We start from the raw sequence: 23031 nt of genomic DNA, 5'->3' as shown, positions 1-23031 counted from the left end.
CATAAAGTGAGGATGACGTGGAGATCGCCGTTGCTACGACAAAATCAAAAGCTTCATAACGAATCACTCTCGATCCGATAATATACATTATGTAAAATGCTCTGGGGTTGGTATGTGTCAGGCCTCGAGGATCTGCCCATCAAAGCCCGGCTCCACTGTGTCAGGCAGTTCGGCCCTCAACGCTACATAGTCCATGCTGTTGTCCATATGGATAAGCGCGGTCCGCCCCGGCCTGAACGCATCGACCCAGCCCAAGACGGCTGAAAGTTGCGGATGCGTCGGATGTGGACGACGGCGCAGTGCATCGACCACCCATACGTCCAGCCCGGTATACAGCGCGGCCATATCGTCGGTCATGATGTTGAAATCGGTCGCATAACCGATTGCCTTGCCATCGGCCTCGAAGCGCAGCCCAGCGGCGTGGATCGATCCGTGCGGCTGATCGGTAACACGAATGTCGATCGCGCCGATCGTCAGCCGGTCCGGAAGGACCGCCCCGGTGATCGTCGACGGATAACCGCTGCGGCCCCGGAACGCATAGGTGAAGCGATCCTCGAGCGCGGCGAGCGTCGCGGGCCGGGCAAAGCCGATCACGGGCGTGCCCATTGCGTGATAGAGCTGTCTGAGGTCATCAATGCCGTGGCAGTGATCAGCGTGATCATGCGTCCAGATGACCGCATCAACCTCGGAGACGTTCGCCGCAAGCAACTGCTCGCGCATGTCCGGCCCTGTATCGATCAGGATCCGCGTTCCGGCATGCTCAACAAGCGCGGAGACGCGCGTACGTCGGTTGCGCGGTTCGGCGGGATCGCAGGCACCCCAGTCATTGCCGATCCGGGGAACGCCGGACGACGTCCCCGAGCCGAGGATCGTGATCTTCACGCGCGATGCGCCACGACCGGCGTATCGCCGGGCCGCGTCTTGGCGAACAAAGTATGGAAGTTTTCGGCGGTCCGCTGAGACAACTCGCCGACGGAGACGCCGCGCAGGTCCGCCACGAACTGCGCGGTGTCGGCGACAAAGCCGGGCTCCCCCGTCTTGCCCCGATTGGGCACGGGCGCAAGAAAAGGCGCGTCGGTTTCGATCAGCAGCCGTTCGATCGGCAAGCGTGCCGCGATCGCCTGAAGGTCGCGCGCGTTCTTGAACGTCACGATCCCCGACAGCGATATATAGAGGCCAAGTTCCAGTGCCTTGTCGGCAAATGCTGCGCTCGCTGTGAAACAGTGGATGACGCCGCCATAGGCCCCCTTCCCCATCTCGTCCGACAGGATCGCCGCGGTATCCTCTTCGGCATCGCGGGTATGCACGACAATCGGCAGGCCGGTTTCACGCGCCGCGTCGATATGCGCGCGGAAGCTCAGCGCCTGGCGTGCACGATCGGAGGTCTCGCGGTAATAATCGAGCCCGGTCTCACCCAGGCCCACGACCCGCGGGTGACGTGCGCGCTCGACCAAACGCGTCGCGTCGATCGCGGGATGGGCATCGGCTTCATTTGGGTGGATGCCGACCGTCGCCCATACATCGGCCTCACGGTCCGCGGTGGCGATCACCGCATCCCATTCACTTTCACGCGTCGAAATGTTGAGCATCGCCGTCACACCGCGCGCCCGCGCGCGATCGAGGACCGCCTGCTGATCCTCGATCAAGCCGGGGTAATTCAGGTGGCAATGACTGTCTGCAAGCATCAGGCGTCGGTCTCCGCAGGCATCTCAAGCCGTGGGAACGCGCCGGTCGGCGCGACGATCCGGAAATCGCTTAAGGCCTGCCGATCATACCAATCGTCATCCGCAAGCGCGGCATGGTCGCGGCCCTCTGCACCGATCTGGTCGAGGACCTTGCCCGCTGCGCTCGGCACGACCGGAAGGATCGTGATGGCGAGCATCCGGATCGCACGCACCAATGTCGCCAGCACCGTGTTCATCCGTGCCGGGTCGGTCTTGCGCAACGCCCAGGGCGCCTGGACGTCGATATACTGGTTGCAGGCAAAGACGCCCCGCATCCACGCCTCGATGGCATGCGACAGAGCGAGGTCTGCAAAGCCGGATCTGAACGCGGCGCAGGCCGCGGTGACGTCTTGGAGCAGCGCAGCGTCGGCCGGCTCGATCGCCGTCGCCATGGGCAATGCACCGTCCAGGTTCTTGGCAATGAACGACAATGTCCGCTGGGCCAGATTGCCGAAGCTGTTCGCGAGCTCGGCGTTGACCCGCGTCACGATCGCCTCGGCCGAATAGCTGCCATCCTGCCCAAAGCTGACGTCGCGAAGGAAGAAATAGCGCAGGGCATCGACGCCGAACGCGTCAGCCAGCTCCATCGGATCGACGACGTTACCAACCGACTTCGACATCTTCTCGCCACGGGTCAGGAGAAAGCCGTGGCCAAAGACGCTTTTGGGGAGCGGGATGTTCGCGGACATCAGGAAAGCAGGCCAAAAGACCGCATGGAAGCGGACAATGTCCTTGCCGATCAGGTGAAGGTCCGCCGGCCAGAATCGCGCCAGATTTGCGTCGTCCGTTCTGGTGTTCGGATAGCCCGTCCCCGTGAGGTAATTTGTGAGCGCGTCGACCCAGACATACATGACATGACCCGGGCTTCCCGGCACGGGCACGCCCCAGTCGAAGCTCGTCCGCGACACCGAGAGGTCGGACAGGCCCCCTTCGACAAAGCGCATGACCTCGTTGCGGCGGCTCTCAGGACGGATGAAGTCGGGGTTCGCGGCGTAGAGGTCGAGCAAGGGCTGCTGATATTTCGACAAGCGGAAGAACCAGGTTTCCTCGGCAGTCCATTCGACCGGCGTGCCTTGCGGAGACCGGCGATCGGCGCCCTCCCCCGTCAGTTCGGACTCGTCGTAAAAGGCTTCGTCGCGAACCGAATACCAGCCCTCATAACGATCGAGATAAAGGTCCCCGGCATCCGCCATCGCTTCCCAGATCGCCTGGCTCGCCGCGTAATGATCGCTATCGACGGTCCGGATGAACCGATCATAGGATATATCAAGACGGTCCGACATCCCGCTGAAATAGGACGACATTTCATCCGCGAACTCGCGAACGGGGACGCCGCGGTCGCGGGCGGCCTGGACCATCTTCAGGCCGTGTTCGTCGGTCCCGGTCTGGAACAGCACGTCGCGTCCGGCCTGGCGCTGAAAGCGGGCGATCGCGTCGGCTGCAACCATTTCATAGGCATGGCCGATATGCGGTCGGCCATTGGGATAATGGATTGCGGTGGTGATGTAGTAAGGGTCGGCCATGTCAGCGCTCCTAGAGCATCCCCCGAAGGAGGTGAAGCCCATGTCGCCGCCTTCATCAGGTGCGCAGTGTCGCAAGGATTCCCGACAGCTCGAAGACGGTCGCCTGCGCATCAAGTGACAGGCCAATGGCGGCGGCCGACAGGTCACGCGCTGCAGCATGCGCGTCGAGGGCGATCTTGAGCCGCGCGCCCGAACGGTCCCGCGCCGCGTGGGCGATGAACGCCGGCACGCGATCGAGAAACGCCTCATAGCGGGGTTGCGACGCCTTCCCAGCAAGGGACTTCGCCAGCCGGAGACGATGGCCGTTATCGCGATCGCCTTCGTCGGCGATCCGCGCAATCGCTTCGTCGAGGCTCGCAATATCGAGACCCGCGTAGCGCAGCGCCCTGCCCGGCGCTCCCTCACTCGCACGTACGAGGGCAGATATCTCGTCGTGGTCGAGGTCCGGCTGCGCCAGTCGCAACGTCACCGCGACCTCGTCGGGCGTCAGTGCCTCGAACCGCAAGACCCGGCACCGCGACCGGATCGTTGGCAACAACCGTCCCGGCGCGTGGCTGACCAGGAGGAATATCGTCCCGGCGGGTGGTTCCTCAAGGTTCTTGAGCAACGCATTGCTGCCGCCGCGCTCCAGATCGTCGATCGCGTCGATCATGACGACCCGGCGCGGGCTCATCGATGGCGTCGTCGCAAAGAGCGGCTGGAGCGTGCGGACCTGCGCGATCGTTATACTGCGCGCAAGATCCTGGTCGGGCTTTTCAGGATCCTTGGGCAGACGCGTCAGCAGGCGGAAATCGGGGTGCGAACCCGCCTCGATCAGCGCGCGCGTGGGGTCGCCGGCCGGCACGGCAAACCCGCGCGGCTCGGTCGACCCGCCGCGCGCATCGGCCAGCATGCGCATCGCCGCCAGCCGTGCGAAGCTTGCCTTGCCAACGCCCTGCGGGCCGGTGAACAGCCACGCATGGTGAAGCGCGCCGCTTTGCATCGCCGCGGCGAAAGCGGACTGCGCCGCGGCATTGCCGATTATGTCGGTCATGCCGGCGACGGGCTCACCCGAACGGTGCACACGCGCGCCGGCACGCCGAGCCTCAACCGAACAGCCCGGTAAGCCCAGACCAAGCGCGCCCGAAGAACCCGGCTTCGGCAACGTCCTTTTCCGCGACCAGCGGCATACGCTGCTCGACCCCGTCAGGCATCGACACGACCAGATCCGCGATGTGCTGGCCCGCCTTGATCGGCGCCTTGATCGGCCCCTGATAGACGACCTTGGCGTTCAGGTTCGGCGATGTCCCCGCCGGCACGGTGACGGTCAGCGCCTTGGGCGCCATGAGGCCGACGCTCGATGAGCCGCCCATCTGCACGCTGGCCTCCTCGACCTTCCGACCCTTCGCTACGATCGGCTTGGACTGCCACGCGCGGAAGCCCCAGTCCATGAACCGTACTGACTCGTTCGCGCGCTCTGTCGAACTCTTCAGGCCGGCGACGACCAATACCAGACGGCGACCATTCTGCTCGGCCGACCCGGTGAATCCGTATCCGGCTTCTTCGGTATGTCCGGTCTTCAACCCATCGGCACCCGCGACGCGGCCGAGCAGCGGATCACGATTGGCCTGGGTAATCGCGCTGCCGCCCATGGTCTTGCCCCAGGTGAAATCGCGCTTTGCATAAAATTGCTTGTAGAGTTGGGGATGGTTGGTGATCGTCGCCGATGCCAGCTTGGCCAGATCATGCGCAGTGACATAGGTCACGCCGTTGTCTGGCCACCCGTTCGACGTCCCGAAATGACTGTCCTTGAGGCCGAGCTGTGCCGCGACGCGGTTCATGCGCTCGGTAAAGGCGGGCTCCGAACCCGAGATCGACTCCGCGAGAACGACGCAGGCGTCGTTGCCCGACAATGTCACGATGCCATATAGCAGATTGGCCACGCTGACGCTCTCGTTCGCCGACAGGAACATCGTCGAACCCGCTGACGGACCATGCCATTTTGCCCAGGTCTCCGGCCGGACGGTGACCATGTGATCGAGCTTGAGCTCGCCTTTTTTGAGCATGTCGAACGCGACATAGACCGTCATCATCTTCGCCATCGACGCAGGCGGCATACGGCGATCGGCATCCCGTGCGAACAGGACCGCGCCCGACGACAGATCTTCCATATAGGCGATCGGTGCGCTGGTCTGGAACTGTGGCGCAGCGGCGATAGACGGCGTCGCAAGCGCGATCATTGCCAGCGGCGCGATGGCGATGCGGCGCCGGACCATTTGAGTAAAGGGCAGCGTGTTCATGGGCAGCTTCGTCATGATATCCGTTACGTCAAAGAGGAACACGATGGGAGGCAGGCTCGCGGCGCCGCCGGGACCTTATCGAAGTCATAGCCGCGCTTGGCAACCGCGTCACGCTTGGCTTTGAGTCTATCGGGCACGCCGGTTAGCGCTCGACTGCATCCGCCAGCAGCCCCACCGACAGCGCATAAAAATTCGAACAATTATAGTCGAGGATCACGCGGTAATTGCTCGTGAGCAGATACGCCGTGGCGCCTGAACCGTCGGGTTCGAGCAGCGTCGCCATGACATTGTCGGCCGGCCACGAGGCGCCTTGCGTCATCACACCCATACCGCGCCACTCGGCGATCGTTCGCCAGCCGCTATGCCGTTCGAACACGCGCGGGCACCGCGGCGACACGAGCCGATTGCGTACCTGCGACCGATCGAATCCCTGCGGCACGGAGACCGCGACGCCCCAGGGTTGGCCACTGCGCCAGCCGGCATTGGTAAAATAATTGCCGATCGACGCCAGCGTATCGGCCGGACTGTTCCAGATATCCGCGCGGCCGTCACCATCCCCGTCACGGGCCAGTCGTAGATAGATGGACGGCAGAAACTGTGGATTGCCCATCGCGCCTGCCCAGCTACCCTTGAGTTGTTCGCGGGAAATGCCCCGGTCGACGATCTTCAAGCCGGCAATGAACTCGCCCGCAAACAGCGATCGCCGACGCCCCTCATAGGCGAGGCTCGCGAGCGACCGCAGAATGTCGAAATTTCCGGTGTAGCTGCCGTAATTGGTCTCATGCCCCCAGATCGCAACCATGATCGATTCGGGCACGCCTGTTTCGCGCTCGATACGCTGCAGCCTGCCCCGCTGCGCCCGATAGGTTTCCCGACCGCGTCCGATCCGCGCCGCGTCGACATGCTGCGCCTTGTACGGCGCGAAGGCCGGAATGGCGCTGCTTGTGCCGCCGCCCGGCTGTGCACGATCGAGCGCGATGACACGCTCGTTCAGCGTCAACGTGGGAAAGACGGAGTCCACCGTACGCGCCGTGACTCCGGCCTCCAGCGCCTGCGTACGAAGCTGGCCGAGATAGGCCTGAAACCCCGCCTCGTCCTGCGCACATGCGGGGGTGGTGACCGCGGTCATCGCCGCGACGGTCAAAGCGCCACGTCGCAACGCACTCGATAGGATAGATTTTGCCCACATGCCGACCGCTCTGCCATAGGGGCGTCCGCATCGGAACCTCGTCCTGACGCAAGCATGGCTCGCATCGACGCGTGGACCGCCCGCTACGCTGCTACCCTTCTCCGCCGAGGCTATCGTTCGGGTGCCGGCCCCGTCCTTCAGTGACGACTTTCCCTGCCCGCCGACACGAAGCTGCTTGCCTTTCGTCAACCGCACCCGCTAAGGGCTGCGGCGTCGGGGAGTGGCGCAGGCTGGTAGCGCACCTGGTTTGGGACCAGGGGGTCGCAGGTTCGAATCCTGTCTCCCCGACCATGTTGCGCTTGATCGCGACAAACCCGATAGTCCGGGATTATTCCATCGGTATGATCTCGACGATGTCGAGCAGGGATTCGAAGCGCGGACGAGGCAGTATCAGCCGCCAGCGCCGGTTACCGATGCGCTCCATCACACCCGCCAGATCGCGATTTGCGTCGGTGCCGTAGCGCATCGGACGCTGTTCGTCGCCCAACGCCATGCTGCCGAGGAAGATCGCACGCGGTCGCGGAGCCGAATCTGCCCGCGATTCGCGGTACAGCGTCCCGGACGGACGTTGCGATCCTCCCAGCCGCGTGAACGTCAGGTCCCCGTCTCCCCCCGTGCGTGCTGGCTGTTCGATGCGGCACGAGAACCAGCCATAGGCAATGAAGCGTGACGCGCCCGCTCCAGGCGCCCCGAGCTTGATCGTGCGACATCGATAGGTGCCGATCGGTGGCAACGGATCGGGGAGTGCCCGGTCCGGATCGAACAATTGAGGATCCGCGGCAATCTCACGCTGCGGGATCTGCGCAAGCGCATCCATCCACGCATCGCGCCAGTCGCGCAGCCTTGCGCGGTCGGCAACCGTCGCTGCCGTGCGCCATCCTGCCCCTCGTCCGGTGGGATCGGTTCGCTCGACTTCGGGGGACGGCGCGCTGGCGATCCGTTTTCCGCCCCCGCAGGCGACGAGCAAGACGCATGTCGCCAACGCCCCGATCGCGCGTCGCGCGTCGGCACGGGTACCGCCGACACCTGTCATGCTGCCGTCCAACCGCCGTCCATCGACAGATTTGCGCCGGTCATCGCGCTAGCCTCGTCGCGGCACAGGAAGAGTGCGAGCGCTGCGACCTGCTCCGGCGTGACGAAGGCCTTGGTCGGCTGCGCGGCGAGCAGAATGTCGTTGACGACCTGCTCGTGGGTCATCCCGCGTGCCGCCATCGTGTCCGGAATCTGATCCTCGACCAGCGGCGTCCAGACATAGCCTGGCGAGATACAGTTGACCGTGATGTTATCGGTCGCGGTTTCGAGTGCGATCGTCTTGGTCAGTCCGGCGATGGCATGCTTGGCCATGACATAGGCCGACTTGTTCGGGCTAGCGACCAGCGAATGCGCCGACGCGGTCGAGATGATCCGGCCCCAGCCTCGGCGCCGCATATGCGGAATCGCCGCCCGCATCATATGCCAGGCCGACGCCATGTTGATCGCGATGATCCTATCGAAGGTCGCGACGGGAAAATCCGCAATCCCCGCGACATGCTGGATGCCCGCATTGTTGACGACGATATCGCAATTCCCCGTTTCCGCGACCGCGCGCTCGACCAGTGCGGCGATCTCGTCGGGGCGGGTCATGTCGGCGGCATCGTAAAGCGCAGTCGCGCCGCTGATTGTACTCAGCGCCGCACGCTCCGCCTCGATCGTCGCGGCGTCACCAAAGCCGTTGAGAACGACACAGGCCCCCTCCCCCGCAAAGGCCCGCGCATAGGCAAGACCGATCCCCGATGTGGATCCGGTGATGACCGCCGTCCTGCCCGCCAGAAACATTGTCTCGTCCCCCATTTTGACGCGGCCAGAACGCCCCGCCTGCCGTACAACGCTTTGTCATGCCTTCCAAAGGTCGGCAGAATACGATTAGACCCGGCAAGCCAATCGGATGCAACTCCGCATCGTCCCATGCATTTCGTTACCACTCCAGAATGAAAGTCTTAAGACCATGCGGCTCGATGATTTCGACCCCAACATCAACGTCGAGGATCAGGGCCGCGGCGGCGGTTCGGGCGGCGGCGGAGGCGGCGGCCTTCTGTTCGGCCTACTGCCGCTGATCGGCAGCCGTTTCGGGTGCGGCGGCATCGTCGTCGTGTTGATCGTGATGGCGCTGTTCGGCGGCCTCGGCAATATCGGTGGCATGCTGGGTGGCGGCTCGGCGCCCAGCGCACCCTCCGGGCAGATAGCGCAAGGTGGGGCCGGCCGCGGCGGCGAACAGGGTTCCGGCACCAACGCGCAGTCGATCTGCACGCTGAACCCCGAGCGACGCGCCGCGTGCAACGCCTTCAGTTCGGCGCAAAAGACCTGGGCCGCGATCTTCGCGAAAAACGGCGAACAGTTCCAGGCGCCCAAGCTCAGCTTCTTCGACGACAATGGCCGTTCGGGCTGCGGCGCAGCACAGGCGGCAATGGGCCCCTTCTACTGCCCGACCGACAACGGAATCTTCTTGGACACCAGCTTCTTCGACGAGCTGGCCAACCGGTTCGGCGCGCGCGGCGACTTTGCGCAGGACTATGTCATCGCGCATGAATTTGGCCACCACATCCAGAATCTGGTCGGCACGTCGAGCCAGGTTTCACGCGCGCAGCAGCGCGCCGGATCGAGCGAGGGCAATGCGCTGTCCGTTCGCCTGGAGCTGCAAGCTGATTGTTTCGCCGGTGTCTGGGCGGCTGCCAATCGCGACCGTCTCGAGCCTGGTGACATCGAGGAGGGCATGACCGCTGCGCAGGCGATCGGCGACGACACGCTTCAGAAGCAGGCTCAGGGCCGGGTTGTGCCGGACAGCTTCACGCACGGCACCTCGGCGCAGCGTCAGACCTGGCTTCGTCGTGGTCTCGACAGCGGAGACCCGAAGGTGTGCGACACCTTCTCCGGCGCGATCTGATTAACTGCCCCCTCCCGCACTGCCGGGAGGGGGCTAAGTGCTCAGAGCTTGACGAGCATCTTTCCGGTATTTCCACCAGAAAACAGACCGAGGAACGCTTCGGGCATCGCGTCGAGGCCATCATGCACGGTTTCCTGCCGCTGCAACGTGCCCGCCTTCAGCAGGGCGCCCATGTCCGTGTAGAACTCCGCAGCCCGATCCATGAAATCGCTGACGATGAAGCCGCGGATCTGGATACGGTTACCGATCAGCCTTGCGAGATAGCGCAGTTCAGTCGCCGCGCCGCTGTTGTAGACGTCGATCATGCCACAGATCGCGAACCGGGCGTGCAGCTTGGCGTGCGCCAAAGCTGCATCGAGATGTTCGCCACCGACATTATCGAAATACACGTCGATGCCGCCCGACCCGAGCGCGGCCACAGCTTCGCCTAGAGCTTTCACGACCGGCGTACCGGACTTGTAGTCGATCACGGCATCAGCGCCGAGCGACTTGACCCAGGCGCATTTGTCCGCGCCGCCTGCCGAACCGATCACCGTCATGCCCTTCGCCTTGGCGACCTGGACGACGGTCGACCCCACCGCGCCCGCCGCGGCCGAAACGAAGACGGTATCGCCGGACTTGGCAGCTGCAACCTCGAGCAAACCAAAATAGGCGGTCATGCCCGGCATGCCGAGCTGCCCCAAAAACGCCTGCGGATCGACCGCCAGTTCCGGCAGCTTCTGAACTTGGTTTGCCGGCAGCGTCGCTTCGTCGCGCCATCCCGCCATATGCTGGACGAGATCGCCCGCCTTCAGACCCTCGGCCCGGCTTTCCACAACTTCGCCGATCGCACCGCCCTGCATCGGCTTGCCCAGCTCGAACGGCGGGGTGTAACTTTTCACGTCGTTCATGCGACCGCGCATATAGGGATCGACCGAGAGCCAGCGGTTGGCGATGCGCACCTCTCCATCGGCCAGTTCGGACTGTGCAACGTCGATCATCTCAAAGTCGGTATGCTTAGGCATGCCTTGCGGACGCGTCTTCAGGCTCCATGCACGGGACATTCTTCACTCCTGTCGTTGAGGTTTCATGACTCGGGTATGGCGCAGAACGGATCCCCCGCCAAGCGGCAGAGGCACAGATTACGTGCATGTCTGCAGCGAGCCTGCCCGTCAATCGCCCGCGCCCTGATCGAAGTTCCGCCGGCCGTTGCCGGGTGCGCCCGTGCGAGCCACGTTCGGGATGAATGTCCCGTGTTCAAAACATGAGGGAGAGCGCGCGGCGGTGGATTGCATGCCGGCGGCGCCATCGCTAATATCGCAATATCCGGCGTCGCCGGACCGCGCGGGGCCGTAGCTCAGATGGGAGAGCGCTGCAATCGCACTGCAGAGGTCAGGGGTTCGATTCCCCTCGGCTCCACCAGCGCGACCTTTTCGATACTGTCACCGTCTTTGATAAAGCGGCAAGTGAGGGCGTGTCCGGCGCTAACGTGTTCGGTGCCGGAGCGGACGGCGCCGCTGATAGAATCTCTATCCTGGGCGGCGGCAGAATCAGCCCGTCACAGCGCCGTCCGTCCGGTGCAGACCGCAAACGCGGCGCCTTGGTGCCGAACATCCCGCGGACGGTCGCAAGCAGTCGCGCGTTGCGCGGGGTCCACAGACGTCAATCGGCCTGCGCATCTGCCGTTTCGGTCTGACGTTCCCACCGCAGATACGTCAGACGATCGCGCAGCCGCGGCTCGCGTGCATGCTGCTCCAGCGTTGCCAGTTGGACGAGCGACGATGGCCCCAGCCGCCCCACATAGCAGAGGTCGAGCGGCGGCCCCGCCTTACCCATTTCGAGCGCTGTGCGAACATTCCAAGCCGCCGCGACCGCGCCAAGATCCACAACGCTCGCCGTCACCAACGCAGTCACAGCCGCCAGCGCATTGGCGTTGATCAGGCACGCCGCCGACCTATCGGCCAGCAATCGCCAGCCGATCAGCGCCAGGCCCGTTGCCACGAGTCCCATCCATGAAGTGCCGACAGTCGCAGCACCGTCATCCCGTAGGCGTCGACATAATCGAGCGTTCGCAATGCACTCGACGCGACCAGCAGCAGGTTCTGGACGAGCCAGACCGTCACCAGCCGCCGCACCAGCGGAAGCGACGCGGCTGTACTGCCCGGACGGAATGCCAACAACACGAATACGCCGGCGAGCGCTGCCGTTACGATCAACGAATACGTGCCACGGTGCGCATAGTCCGCCATCGTCACGCCCGAGGGCACTCCCGCGCCGCTCGACAGGAACACAATGTCGAGCCCATTCTCAACCGCGAAGATCGTATTGAACGTCACGAGTAAGAGAGTCAGCTGCGCCACCGCCGGCTCGAACACCGTACCGATCGAGCGATCGCCGAAACGCGATGGACCCGTCGTATAAGGACTTGGCCGCAGGCTTGCCCAGATGGTGATCAACACGCAGAGGCCGAACAGCGTGCGCCAGATCGTCGCCCACGGATCCGGCAGCACGATTTGCGAAAACGCCCAGCCGATCAGCGGGTTGGCGTTCGCGAACAGCCCAAGGAACGTCGCGCCGCCTACCAAAGGCAACGCGGCGACGGCCCCGATAGCGCGGAAGCGCTGGAGGGCAGTCCTCGACGCTGGCGGACTATCGACACCCGCGCCGCATCCTTCAGCGGCGCAATGGCGGCGGATATCGCGTGCCAGCCGAGCCTGCGCGCCCAGGCGAGCGCATCGTCGAACCCGTGCCGCGGCAGGAGTGCGGCAAGCGAGACAGCCGTCCAGAACAGAACCCAGCCGAGGAAGCTTGGATCGTCGATGAGTACCACCGCCAATCCGGCGCCGGAAAGCAACACCAGTCGCGCCGATCCGTCTTTCCAGATCCCCCGTCGCGTCAGGAACAGGGCGGTAATCCAGGCCAAAGCGAACCCACCAACCACCGCGCCATTGCCGTCGTCGATCGGTATCTCCGCCAGGAAAGGCAGCGCCGATTTTGGCCATCAGTCTTCCATGACGACTCATCTTCGCGCTCCCCGACTGTCGAGGTTCTGCTTTGCAGCGGTCCCGTGAGCGTCAGATCGCAATGTCCGCGTACGATCCGTTCACTTGTCGTACAGATCCTGTGCAGATGATGAATCCAAACCCGGGCGGTGTCCTCAGCGCGCGTTGCGAAAGTCTTGGCGCAGGGCTAGCCTCCGTTCGGGGAGCATCGACACATGGAGTTCAAAATCCGGATCGGCCGGCGTTTCGTAACGAAGCGTTGTCGTCTGTCCGCTACCAGTTCGCCGATGTACAAGCAGCGCCCTCAACATTGCTACGGCTTATGTTCGCGATCTTCCTGACGACCGCTTACGCGCCGTTTGCGATCGCGTTCGTTATAATGTTCGGGATCGGGCTGATCGAGGCGATCGGCCTTGGGCTCGGCCATCTTGATCTCGACGCGGACGTTTATGCCGAAACCGATAGTGGCGTGCTCGATTGGCTCGGGTTCGGTCACGAACTGCCGATCCTGATCTGGCTGACGTCATTACTCGGCTGCTTCACGCTCACCGGGATAGCCATTCAGCAAGGTGCGACCGCGTTGACCGGCGGCCCACTGCACTGGGGTCTCGCCTCGGGTGGTGCGCTGGTCGCTGGCAGCCTGCTCAACACCCTCGCCGCAAACGGGCTTGCCCGGATCATGCCCGGCTTCGAAACCAGCGTGATCTCCACTGACGACTTTCTCCGCCGCCGCGGCACCATCCTCGAAGGCACCGCCCGCCGCGGATCGCCGGCCCGTGCAAAGATCGTCGATCAGCATGGTCAGGCGCACTTCATCATGGTCGAGCCGCACGACGACGCCGACGTGATCGCCACCGGCGAGACCGCCCTGATCGTCCGCCGCGACGGCAAACTCTTCTACGCGCTGCCCGACGCCAACGCGCTCCTGCAGTCGATCTGATCACAATCATAACCGGGGAGGGTTTCATGCCCGCACAGCTTCTGAACGTCCTTATCTACGCCGGTATCGTGCTGTTCGCGCTTGTCGTGATCGGCATCATTCTGACTCGGCTCTACCGGCGCGCGACCAAGGATGTTGCGCTGATCCGCACCGGTTTCGGCGGCGAAAAAGTCGTCCTCAACGGCGGCATCATGGTGATCCCGGTGCTTCATGAGTTGATGCAGGTCCGCCTGACGACGGTGAAGCTGGAGGTCTCGCGCCTTAACAAGGACGCGCTGATCACGCTCGACAAGCTGCGCGTCGACGTCGTCGGGCTGTTCCACATCAAGGTGAAGCCCGACGCGGAATCGATCGCCGCCGCGGCGCAGACGCTTGGCGATTCGGTCAACAGCCCCGACGCGGTGAAGTCGCTGCTCGACGGCAAGCTCGTGTCCGCGCTGCGATCGGTGGCCGCGACGATGACGATGGAGCACCTCCACGCCAACCGCGCCGACTTCATCCAGAAGGTGCAGGAGGCGCTGATGACCGACCTGGACATGAACGGGTTCCAGCTCGAGTCCGTTAGCATCACGCACTTCGACCAGACCGCGTTCGAGCATTTCAACGAGAACAACGCGTTCGACGCCGAGGGGCTGACCGTGCTCACGCGGACGATCGAGGAGCGCAAGAAGATCCGCAACGACATCGTCGCGACCAACCGCGTCGAGATCGAGCAGCGCAACCTCGACGCCAACAACCAGTCGCTCGAGATCGCGCAGGCCGCCGAACAGGCGCGCCTGACACAGGAGCAGACGCTGTCCGCGCGCCGTGCGGAACAGGCCACCGCGATTGCCACCGCCGAGGCCGAGCAGACCCGCCTCGCCGAGATCGCCCGCATCACCGCGGGCCAGGCGCAGACCGTCGCGCAGACCGAAGCCGACAAGGTGATCCAGACCGCCACGATTGCGCGTGACGGCGCGATCCAGACCGCGACGATCGAGCGCGACAGGACGATCGAGATCGCACGCATCACAACAGCGGTGCAGACCGCGCAGAAGTCGGAAGAGGAATCGACCGCCACCGCTGCAGCCAACGAGGCGCGCGCGCTCGCCGTCCGCGCCGAGGAAAGTGTGGCGACGGCCAAGGCGACCGAGATCGCCAACCGCAACAAGAACGTCGCCGTGATTGCCGCCACCCAGCGCGCGCAGGAAGAAGCCGTTGGCATCACCGTTGCTGCAACGGCCGAAAAGGAAGCCGCGGAAGCTCGTGCGAGCGCCCTGCGTACTGAAGCAACCGCCGAAGCAGATGCAGAGAAGGCGCGCGCGGAAGGGCGCGAGGCGGCCTTCAAGGTCGACGCGGCAGGTCAGGCGTCGTTGAACGAGGCGACCAACTTGCTGAGTGACTCGCAAACCGCACTGCTGATCCGCCGCGCAATGCTAGAAGCGTTGCCCGCGATTATCGCTGCGGCGAGCAAGCCGATGGAGAACATCGACAAGATCAGCATCCTGGATGCGCGGGGCCTGCACGGTGACAGTGGCAGCGATGGCGCCTCCGGGGGCGGCCAAGGCAACCTCGCCGACGCTGCGGTCGCAGCCGCTATGCGCTACCGCGTCGGCGGCCCGCTCATCGATGGCCTGATGGCGGAACTCGGCATGACCGGCAGTTCGTTGAACGGCATGCTCGCCGGGAGCAGCGCGGATGCGGCGCCTGCCCGAGCCTCCTCCAACGATGCCCACAAACATTCCGCTTCACTTAATGGTGGGACGGGCAACCCGCCGGCCTGATCGGAGGCACTCGAAGGCCCAGCCCTTGAAAATCGATCTGCGCTTCGAAGAAGACGGAGCGCAGATCTTCGCCAGAAACGCCCTGAGTGTAAGGACCGGGTCCGCCCCTGCCCTGCGTCCAGGCGCGATCGACGGCCCATTGGCAACATTACCCCATCGGCCTTGCGCTCTACCGCGGGTGCCGTTCGAGACGTGCTGTTCGACCCAGTCTGCAATGACAACGCCAAACTCGCCCGTATCGGACGGATCGTGCGATTCGTCGCGTGGGATGCTGCGATCGGCGCAGGCGTGCGGCGATGGTCTGGACCATTAGGGCAACCTGCGGCATCGCGGCCGTGCCAGGGGGCTGGAGCGTAAACGTGTTCAAGACAATGTGGAAAATGCCGGCAAAACTGCTCCGACGTGGGGTTGCCGAAAGCCCTGTCGACGGCGAGGACGCGGCGCCGGTCGCGGACGAGCAGATCGCTTCGGGCTCGCTAGAGGACATGATAAAGGCGGCGGACGAACTTGCCGCCGAGGATGCCGACGCATTGATCATAGAATGCGTCGGTCGCGACCGGCCCATCACCTGGGCGGAAATTCAAGGATTGCGCCATGCGACGACCTTCCCGGTCGGCGTGTAGCAGTCGATTGACCCCTTCCTAGCGGCGGAACTTGCCGAGCAGTCGTTCGAGCAGGCTTGGCTGCATCGCGATCAACTGCTGCTGGCGAAACCGGTCACGATCGGCTGCGGCACGCCGGTAAAGGGCGTCAAGCCTGTCCGCACCATAGCGGTCCGACAGGCGTGGCGGAGACTGATCGACGCGGTGAAACGAGGGCTGGTCGCGCTCGGGTCGGTGGGACATAACAGGCATTGATCGGGTTCCGGTGACAGGATGGCAGCCAAAATACACACGCTTTTTACCACCTTTTCAACACGCTTGGTCGTGAGCGGTTCCCGAAAGCGTGCTGAATCGAGGCGTTTTGGCGAAAACCGGCGGAACTTTCCAGCCTTCCACAAGACCCGTTTCCCGGGTCGAGATTCCGGCATTCGGGACCATCGGCAACGTCTGCTGTACAATCACGACGCAGGTCGGGTAGGCGCCGACCATGGGTGAAATCGACAGACTCGTTCCTTCCGGCGTCATCGAACAATGGGTATTCCATCTGCGGCGGCAGCGGGCCCGTGCGGCGGATACCATCTGGTTGATCGATCAAGGTTTCACGCTTCACGATGGCAAGTGCGGCACGCCGACGCACGACGCGACGGCACGCTGGCGCGCCGAGCAGGAAACCGTCATCGCGGAGGTCAGCGATCTTCTCAAACTCTATGACGAGATCAATTTGGGTCGCGACGTCCCGGCGGATGCCGATAGCGACCAAGGCCGTGCCGACAGGCGTTGAGCATTGTCACGGACCTGACCGGCTAGGCAGTTACATAGGAACGCAGCGATGCGGCAGTCCACGACCCAGATCACGATCGATACCCGCCGGCAGGGGCTGGTCGACATTACCGCCCCGATCCGGCGCTGGGTCGATGCGCAGGCGATGCAATCCGGGTTATTGACGGTGTTTTGTCGCCATACCTCCGCATCGCTGCTCATCCAGGAAAATGCCGCGCCCGAGGTCCGAACGGATATCGAGGCTTATTTCGAGCGCATCGCACCGGAATCAAGTTCGTATCTGCACGACGACGAAGGGCCCGACGACATGCCCGCGCATTTGCGCGCCGCTCTCACGCAGGTACAATTGTCGATCCCAGTGATCGACGCCACGCTCGCGCTCGGCACGTGGCAGGGAATCTACTTGTTCGAGCATCGCCGTCGTCCTCATGGTCGCTCGCTGGCGCTTCATCTGATCGGGGAATGACCCTGCGGCGCGGACGACGGCCTATGACCGCGCCACGCGGTTTATTCATCCAGCGTCATGGACCCGTGGACCAATCCCGTTCATCAACCGTTCCACCACTGAAGGCTAATGTAAGGCGTTTCGCCGCATTCGCCGCGAACGGAGACGACAATCATGTTCATCATGCCTGGTCGCAAGGTCCTGCTGGCAGCTCTCGCCACGAGCACGTTGCTGGTCGCGGGTTGTGCGACCGAAACCACCTACCGCCCGGCCACTGGCCAGGGGTTCAACCGTACCGGCTATAGCGATCGCCGGATCGAGGATAACCGCTTCCTCGTCAGCTTCGCGGGAAACAGCGTCACCTCGCGCGACACCGTCGAACGCTATCTCTTCTTCCGCGCGGCGGAACTCACGCTCCAGCAGGGATATGACTATTTCCTGATGGCGGACCGAGACACCAATCTTCAGTCGCGCACCTATTCGACTCCCGGAATTGGCGGTGGGTTTGGTTATGGCGGTTTTGGCGGCTATTGGGGCCCGTCGTGGCGCTATCGCGGCCGCGGCTTCGGCTGGCGGAGTTGGGATCCCTATATCGGTGGCGGCTTCGGTGGCTTTGGCGGCGGCGGTTTCGGCGGCCCATGGGGCAACGACTTCGACGTCCGCACGATCGACCGCTACGAAGCGACGGCCGAGATCGTGATGCGCAAGGGGCCGATCCCGCGCGACAACATCCGTGCGTTCAATGCCAAGCAGGTCGTCGACAATATCGGGCCGAGCGTCATCCTGCCGAAGTAAGCGGCGTCGCGGCCGCACCGCCGCAACCACGCACACAAGCAAAAGCCGGACCGTCCCCCTGGGACGGCCCGGCTTTTTATTGCCTGCTATGCTGCCATCGGGGCACGGTCGCCAAACGGCCGACCCGAGACAGCAGCGTTCAGACCGCGCCGTGGCACTGCTTGTATTTGCGCCCCGACCCGCACGGGCATGGCGCGTTGCGGCTGACCACGCCTTCCCAGTTCGCCGGATCCTCGCCGATATCCGCGGCCTGGGGCTGTGGGATCTGCATCGGCGGGAGCTGCGAGGTAATGTGCCCCATGGTCCCCGCGTCGCGATCGTAGGAATTGTCCTCGCCGGTGAACGGATCAAAGTGTGTCGTGATGAAATCGGGCAGCTCGGGCAGGCCGACCGGCGCCTGGATCTGGAACTGCGCATGCGCGATCGTCTTGGTCACGTCCTCGCGGATCGTCTCGAGCATCCGCTGGAATAGCGAGAACGCCTCCTGCTTATACTCGTTGATCGGCGTCTTCTGCGCATAGGCGCGCAGATGGACGACCTGGCGCAGCGCGTCGAGCGTCGCCAGATGCTCCTTCCAGTGATGGTCGAGATTCTGCAGCAGGATCGACTTCTCGACCGACGTCCACGTCTCAGTGTCGAGGTCTGCGGATTTCGTCGCGATCGCCTCGTCCGCCATTGCACGGATGCGTTCCTCGACGATCTCGGGATCGATCGCCTCTTCGAGCAGCCACGCCTCGATCTGCGGCTCGAGGTTGAGCACCTCGGCAAGCCGCGTCTTCATCCCCGCAATGTCCCACTGTTCCGGATAGGAATTGGGCGGGCACGCTTCACCGACGATGACGTTGACCGTCTCCGCACGCATGTCCGTCACCACGTCGCCGACGGTGTCGGCATCCATGATGTCCGCGCGCTGCTCGTAGATGACCTTGCGCTGCTCGTTCATCACGTCGTCATATTCGACGACCTGCTTGCGGATGTCGTAGTTGCGCGCCTCGACCTTCTTCTGCGCGGTCTCGATCGCCTTCGACAGCCACTTGCTCCCGATCGCCTCGCCATCCTCGATATTGTTGCGCATCATCTTGGCGAACAGCGTGTCCGGCCCGAAGATCCGCAGCAGATCGTCGTCGAGGCTCAGATAGAAGCGCGACAGGCCGGGATCGCCCTGACGACCCGAGCGCCCGCGCAGCTGGTTGTCGATGCGCCGGCTCTCGTGGCGCTCGGTACCGAGCACGAACAGGCCGCCCGCGGCGAGCACCGCCTGCTTCTCGGCCTCGATCTCGGTCTCGATCCGCGCCGCCTCGGCGGCATATTCGGGCGTGCCCTCGACCAGATCGGGATGCTCGTCGAGCATGCGGAATTCGAGATTGCCGCCCAGTTTGATGTCGGTGCCGCGGCCCGCCATGTTGGTCGCGATCGTCACGGCGGACTTGCGTCCGGCCTGCGCGACGATGTGCGCCTCCATCTCGTGGAAGCGCGCGTTCAGCACCTTGTGCTCGACCGCCTCGCCGACGAGGAACTCGCTCAGCAGTTCGGACTTCTCGATCGATACCGTGCCGACGAGCACGGGCTGGCCGAGATCGGCGTGATGCTTGATCTTCTTGGCGATCGCCGCGAACTTGTCCTTGGTGTCCTTGTAGAACTCGTCTTCCTCGTCGACGCGCTTGACCGTGACGTTGGTCGGGATGCTGACGACGTTGATCTTGTAGATGTCGTAGAACTCGGCCGCCTCGGTCGCCGCCGTACCGGTCATGCCGCCGATCTTGGGGTACATGCGGAAATAGTTCTGGAACGTGATCGAGGCCATCGTCTGGTTCTCGGGCTCGATCTGGACGCCTTCCTTGGCCTCGACCGCCTGGTGAAGGCCGTCCGACCAGCGCCGGCCGTCCATCATGCGACCGGTGAACTCGTCGATGATGATGACCTTACCGTCCTTGACGATGTAATCGATGTCCGACTTGAACATCACGATCGCGCGCAGCGCCTGATTGAGGTGGTGGACGACCTGCGTGTTCTCGAAATCGTATAGGTTGGCGCCTTCGAGCAGCCCTGCCGCCTCGAGCATCCGCTCGACCTTCTCGGTGCCGTCCTCGGTGAGGATGATCGTCTTCTGCTTTTCGTCCTTGTCATAGTCACCGGGGACGAGCTGCTTCACGACCGCATCGACCTGGATATACAGCTCGGATTTGTCGTCGGTCGGCCCCGAGATGATCAGCGGCGTACGCGCTTCGTCGATCAGGACCGAATCGACCTCGTCGACCACCGCGAAGTTGAAGCGGCGCTGCACCATCGAACTGCGCTCGTACTTCATGTTGTCGCGCAGATAGTCGAAGCCGAACTCGTTGTTCGTTCCGTAGGTGATGTCGGCGGCATAGGCGGCGCGACGCTCCTCGTCCGACAGGTTCGGCACGATCACGCCGATCGTCATGCCAAGGAAGGTATAGACCTGCCCCATCCACTCCGCGTCGCGCGCGGCGAGATAGTCGTTGACCGTGACGACGTGGACGCCGTCGCCCGGCAGCGCGTTCAAATAGGTCGCGAGCGTCGCGACGAGCGTCTTGCCCTCGCCGGTACGCATCTCGGCGATCTCGCCGCGGTGAAGGACGATGCCGCCGACCATCTGCACGTCGTAATGCCGCTGGCCAAGCACGCGCTTGGCCGCCTCGCGCACCGTGGCAAATGCCTCTGGAAGCAAGTCGTCGAGCTTCTCGCCGTAAGCGAGTCGGGCACGGAACTTCGCGGTCTGCCCGGACAATTCCTCGTCCGACATCGCGACGAGCGAAGGCTCGAACGAGGCGATCTTCGCGAGGATCGGGTTGAGCGACTTGACGTAGCGGTCGTTGGACGACCCGAACAGCGATTTGGCAAAGCCACCGAACATGGGCTGATTTCCTGATTATAGGGCGCGACGGCACGCGGAGGCACGCACGCGCAAAGAGGAGAAGTGGCCCGCAGGCCGAGAGATCAGGCGCGCGGCGCTATTCGCGCCGACGGTCTACCCAGATAGGGGCCGTGATGATCGCGACGACGGGCAGCGTCGCCGAGGTGGCAACGTCGTCGAGCGAGGCGAGCGCGGCGACCGGTCGTACCGCGACCTTTGCCACCGCCACCGCCGCGGTCTGCGCGCAAATGCTGCCCTGCGCCACTGCCTGTGCGGACTGCCCACGCACACCCGGCACCGCGCCGGTCAGCGCGGACAGGAGGGCAGAAAGGAGAAGCAGCAGGTTCATGCGAGACCGGCTGTATGCGAGCTTGCGCGTAAAATCTACCATTCGTCGGACGGAAGCACCCGGCGAACGCGCGGACGCTCGATCCGTAAGGGGACGGCGTGGTGCGTAGGAACGACGACCCTGACGGACGCTCGTCGACCGTCGACGCGCGCAGATGTCATGCGATAGCCCCCAACCGCACGGGACACCGGTCGACGGGCGGCTGTCAGACGCGACCCGCGATCTTGCGGGCCGGACCGCAGCGACTATGAAGGCCGGATGCAGATCTCGCCGCTCGCCTTGCCCTTCCCCGCCGCCCCTTTGATCGACGGGGTCGTGCCGCATGTCGCGCGTGCCGGCTACAAGGCCTGGGACCGGTGCGACCTGACGTTCGTGACGCTCGATCCGGGGACGGTCGTTGCGGGCGTCCTTACGCAGAGCAAATGTCCGTCGCCCGAGGTCGAGTGGTGCCGTGCGGCGCTGACGCTTGGGCAGGCGCGCGCGCTGGTCGTCAATGCGGGCAATTCGAACGCCTTTACTGGTGCGCGTGGCCGTGCAGCGGTCGAGGCGATCGCCGCACGCACGGCAGCGCATCTTGGCTGTCAGCCTTCGGACGTGTTCGTCGCCTCGACTGGCGTGATCGGTGTGCCGTTGCCGATCGACAAGGCCGAAGCAGGACTCGACGCCGCGTTCGCCGCCGCACCGTGCGGCTGGGAGGACGCCGCCGCGACGATCATGACCACCGATACATTTACCAAGGGCGCGGTGACGACCGCGGTGATCGGCGATCGGACCGTCACTTTGATCGGCATCATCAAGGGTTCGGGGATGATCGCGCCGGACATGGCGACGATGCTCGGCTTCATCTTCACGGATGCCGCGGTCGAGCCCGCGTTTCTCCAGGCCGCACTGTCCAAGGCCAATGCGCCGAGCTTCTCGTGCATCACCGTCGACAGCGACACCTCGACCAGCGACACGGTCCTCGCATTCGCGACGGGCAAGGCGGGCAACGCCCCGCTCAGCGACGACGACAGCATCGGCGCCGACGCGTTCCGCGCGGCGCTGGCCGATCTGTGCCATCAGCTCGCCCTGCTCGTTGTCCGCGACGGCGAAGGCGCGCAGAAGCTGATCGAGATCCAGGTGACCGGTGCGGACAGCGACCGCAGCGCCCACCGCATCGCAATGAGCATCGCCAACTCGCCTTTGGTCAAGACGGCGGTCGCCGGCGAGGACGCCAATTGGGGTCGTGTCGTGATGGCCGTCGGCAAGGCGGGAGAGCCTGCCGACCGCGACACATTGTCGATCCGGTTCGGCAATACGCAAGTGGCTGAGGGCGGGCTCGCGCTCAGCGGCTATGACGAGGCGCCCGTTGCGGATCATCTGAAGGGGCAGGACATCGAGATCGGCGTCGATCTAGCGCTGGGCGACGGTGCGGCCACGGTGTGGACCTGCGACCTGACGCACGGCTATATCTCGATCAACGCCGACTATCGAAGCTGAGCTCACCTCTAGCCGCCACCTCCAAAAAAGGCTGAGGTGGCGGTAGCGGCGCGTACCGTCTTAGGCGAGTTCGCCCTCGAGCCACGCCTTGAGCTGACCCTTGGGAGCCGCACCGACCTTTGTCGCTGCCGGGGCGCCGCCCTTGAACAGGATCATCGTCGGGATTCCGCGCACGCCATACTGACCCGGCGCATCGGGGTTCTCATCGATGTTGAGCTTGGCGATCGTCACCTTCTCGCCCAGTTCCTCGGACAGCTCCTCGAGGCTCGGCCCGATCATCTTGCACGGCCCGCACCATTCGGCCCAGAAATCGACGAGCACGGGGCCGTCGGCGTTCAGCACGTCGGCATTGAAGCTCGCATCGGTGATCTGCTTGGTCGCCAC

The 23031-nt window shown here is 64.1% G+C and carries 22 protein-coding genes, 2 tRNA genes and 1 pseudogene; 10 read left to right on the top strand and 15 right to left on the bottom strand.

The annotated features are described in order from the left end of the window. Positions 1-117 precede the first annotated feature (117 nt). The 6 genes from IFT87_RS13760 to IFT87_RS13735 form a co-directional block, all read right to left on the bottom strand. On the bottom strand, positions 118-882 hold the full coding sequence (locus tag IFT87_RS13760; protein WP_037528460.1) for an MBL fold metallo-hydrolase: 765 nt from the start codon (positions 880-882) through the stop codon (positions 118-120). Next, complete coding sequence (locus IFT87_RS13755) at positions 879-1685, bottom strand: TatD family hydrolase (protein ID WP_031439027.1); 807 nt, start codon at positions 1683-1685, stop codon at positions 879-881. Before IFT87_RS13755 ends, IFT87_RS13760 begins: the two co-directional genes overlap by 4 nt. Next, positions 1685-3247 carry a methionine--tRNA ligase gene (metG, locus tag IFT87_RS13750; RefSeq protein WP_192008936.1) on the bottom strand — a complete coding sequence of 521 codons (1563 nt, stop codon included), beginning with the start codon at positions 3245-3247 and terminating at the stop codon, positions 1685-1687. The genes IFT87_RS13755 and metG overlap by 1 nt, the downstream gene beginning before the upstream one ends. A 55-nt stretch (positions 3248-3302) precedes the next feature. Continuing rightward, a complete protein-coding gene (locus IFT87_RS13745; protein ID WP_031439029.1) occupies positions 3303-4280 on the bottom strand; it encodes an AAA family ATPase in 978 nt (325 codons plus the stop codon). Between the two features lie 52 nt (positions 4281-4332). Continuing rightward, a complete protein-coding gene (locus tag IFT87_RS13740) occupies positions 4333-5502 on the bottom strand; it encodes a D-alanyl-D-alanine carboxypeptidase family protein (protein ID WP_192191130.1) in 1170 nt (389 codons plus the stop codon). Positions 5503-5668: 166 nt separating this feature from the next. Continuing rightward, the gene (locus IFT87_RS13735; protein ID WP_128082085.1) at positions 5669-6655 is read right to left on the bottom strand and encodes a lytic murein transglycosylase; all 987 of its coding nucleotides are present in this window, start codon (positions 6653-6655) and stop codon (positions 5669-5671) included. Between the two features lie 274 nt (positions 6656-6929). Here IFT87_RS13735 and IFT87_RS13730 point away from each other — a divergent pair. Next, positions 6930-7006 (top strand) — tRNA-Pro (locus tag IFT87_RS13730). A 37-nt stretch (positions 7007-7043) separates the two neighbouring features. Here IFT87_RS13730 and IFT87_RS13725 read toward each other — a convergent pair. Together IFT87_RS13725 and IFT87_RS13720 are read right to left on the bottom strand one after the other, a co-directional pair. Continuing rightward, the gene (locus IFT87_RS13725; protein WP_084215044.1) at positions 7044-7748 is read right to left on the bottom strand and encodes a DUF4893 domain-containing protein; all 705 of its coding nucleotides are present in this window, start codon (positions 7746-7748) and stop codon (positions 7044-7046) included. Beyond that, a complete protein-coding gene (locus IFT87_RS13720) occupies positions 7745-8530 on the bottom strand; it encodes a 3-hydroxybutyrate dehydrogenase (protein ID WP_192191128.1) in 786 nt (261 codons plus the stop codon). Before IFT87_RS13720 ends, IFT87_RS13725 begins: the two co-directional genes overlap by 4 nt. A gap of 169 nt (positions 8531-8699) precedes the next feature. Here IFT87_RS13720 and ypfJ point away from each other — a divergent pair, with 169 nt between their 5' ends. Beyond that, entirely contained in the window at positions 8700-9635 is a 936-nt protein-coding gene (gene ypfJ / locus IFT87_RS13715) for a KPN_02809 family neutral zinc metallopeptidase (protein WP_037528455.1), read from the top strand. Between the two features lie 41 nt (positions 9636-9676). On the opposite strand, the gene IFT87_RS13710 is transcribed toward ypfJ, so the two are convergent. Next, a complete protein-coding gene (locus IFT87_RS13710; protein WP_084215041.1) occupies positions 9677-10678 on the bottom strand; it encodes an NADP-dependent oxidoreductase in 1002 nt (333 codons plus the stop codon). Between the two features lie 282 nt (positions 10679-10960). Here IFT87_RS13710 and IFT87_RS13705 point away from each other — a divergent pair. Then, positions 10961-11036, top strand: a tRNA-Ala gene (locus IFT87_RS13705). Between the two features lie 240 nt (positions 11037-11276). Here IFT87_RS13705 and IFT87_RS21040 read toward each other — a convergent pair. Together IFT87_RS21040 and IFT87_RS13690 are read right to left on the bottom strand one after the other, a co-directional pair. Further along, positions 11277-12199: pseudogene (locus IFT87_RS21040) on the bottom strand (DUF4153 domain-containing protein). Then, positions 12193-12537, bottom strand: coding sequence for a hypothetical protein (locus IFT87_RS13690; protein ID WP_192008930.1), 345 nt, complete (start codon positions 12535-12537; stop codon positions 12193-12195). Before IFT87_RS13690 ends, IFT87_RS21040 begins: the two are co-directional and overlap by 7 nt. Before the next feature lie 401 nt (positions 12538-12938). On the opposite strand from IFT87_RS13690, the gene IFT87_RS13685 reads away from it, so the two are divergent. From IFT87_RS13685 to IFT87_RS13675, 3 genes are all read left to right on the top strand, one after another. Further along, positions 12939-13556, top strand: coding sequence for an OB-fold-containig protein (locus IFT87_RS13685; protein WP_037528451.1), 618 nt, complete (start codon positions 12939-12941; stop codon positions 13554-13556). A 26-nt stretch (positions 13557-13582) separates the two neighbouring features. Beyond that, on the top strand, positions 13583-15319 hold the full coding sequence (locus tag IFT87_RS13680) for a flotillin family protein (RefSeq protein WP_244180761.1): 1737 nt from the start codon (positions 13583-13585) through the stop codon (positions 15317-15319). A 296-nt stretch (positions 15320-15615) separates the two neighbouring features. Then, positions 15616-15942 carry a hypothetical protein gene (locus tag IFT87_RS13675; protein ID WP_192008928.1) on the top strand — a complete coding sequence of 109 codons (327 nt, stop codon included), beginning with the start codon at positions 15616-15618 and terminating at the stop codon, positions 15940-15942. 18 nt (positions 15943-15960) lie between these two features. Here the strand turns inward: IFT87_RS13675 and IFT87_RS13670 are convergent, their stop codons facing one another. Further along, on the bottom strand, positions 15961-16164 hold the full coding sequence (locus IFT87_RS13670) for a hypothetical protein (RefSeq protein WP_031439040.1): 204 nt from the start codon (positions 16162-16164) through the stop codon (positions 15961-15963). A gap of 244 nt (positions 16165-16408) precedes the next feature. Here IFT87_RS13670 and IFT87_RS13665 point away from each other — a divergent pair, with 244 nt between their 5' ends. The 3 genes from IFT87_RS13665 to IFT87_RS13655 all read left to right on the top strand — a co-directional run bounded on the left by IFT87_RS13665 (position 16409) and on the right by IFT87_RS13655 (position 17941). Then, entirely contained in the window at positions 16409-16702 is a 294-nt protein-coding gene (locus IFT87_RS13665) for a hypothetical protein (protein ID WP_042466279.1), read from the top strand. Between the two features lie 48 nt (positions 16703-16750). Next, the gene (locus IFT87_RS13660) at positions 16751-17167 is read left to right on the top strand and encodes a secondary thiamine-phosphate synthase enzyme YjbQ (RefSeq protein ID WP_031439041.1); all 417 of its coding nucleotides are present in this window, start codon (positions 16751-16753) and stop codon (positions 17165-17167) included. A 153-nt stretch (positions 17168-17320) separates the two neighbouring features. Next, positions 17321-17941 (top strand): CC0125/CC1285 family lipoprotein, encoded by a 621-nt coding sequence (locus IFT87_RS13655; RefSeq protein ID WP_183937588.1) that lies wholly within the window; start codon positions 17321-17323, stop codon positions 17939-17941. A gap of 139 nt (positions 17942-18080) precedes the next feature. Here IFT87_RS13655 and secA read toward each other — a convergent pair whose 3' ends face one another. Next, the gene (secA, locus tag IFT87_RS13650) at positions 18081-20819 is read right to left on the bottom strand and encodes a preprotein translocase subunit SecA (RefSeq protein ID WP_192008927.1); all 2739 of its coding nucleotides are present in this window, start codon (positions 20817-20819) and stop codon (positions 18081-18083) included. A 97-nt stretch (positions 20820-20916) separates the two neighbouring features. Beyond that, positions 20917-21168, bottom strand: a complete 252-nt coding sequence (locus tag IFT87_RS13645) for a hypothetical protein (protein WP_037528446.1) — start codon at positions 21166-21168, stop codon at positions 20917-20919. A 258-nt stretch (positions 21169-21426) separates the two neighbouring features. Here IFT87_RS13645 and argJ point away from each other — a divergent pair, with 258 nt between their 5' ends. Beyond that, positions 21427-22647 (top strand): bifunctional glutamate N-acetyltransferase/amino-acid acetyltransferase ArgJ, encoded by a 1221-nt coding sequence (gene argJ, locus IFT87_RS13640; protein ID WP_037528444.1) that lies wholly within the window; start codon positions 21427-21429, stop codon positions 22645-22647. Positions 22648-22707: 60 nt separating this feature from the next. On the opposite strand, the gene trxA is transcribed toward argJ, so the two are convergent. Then, positions 22708-23031 (bottom strand): thioredoxin TrxA, encoded by a 324-nt coding sequence (gene trxA, locus IFT87_RS13635; RefSeq protein ID WP_031393340.1) that lies wholly within the window; start codon positions 23029-23031, stop codon positions 22708-22710.

It is taken from the genome of Sphingomonas sp. CFBP 8765 (assembly GCF_014841445.1).
GTDB classification, from domain to species: Bacteria; Pseudomonadota; Alphaproteobacteria; order Sphingomonadales; family Sphingomonadaceae; genus Sphingomonas; species Sphingomonas aerolata.
This window is presented reverse-complemented; position numbering and strand designations above follow the sequence as displayed.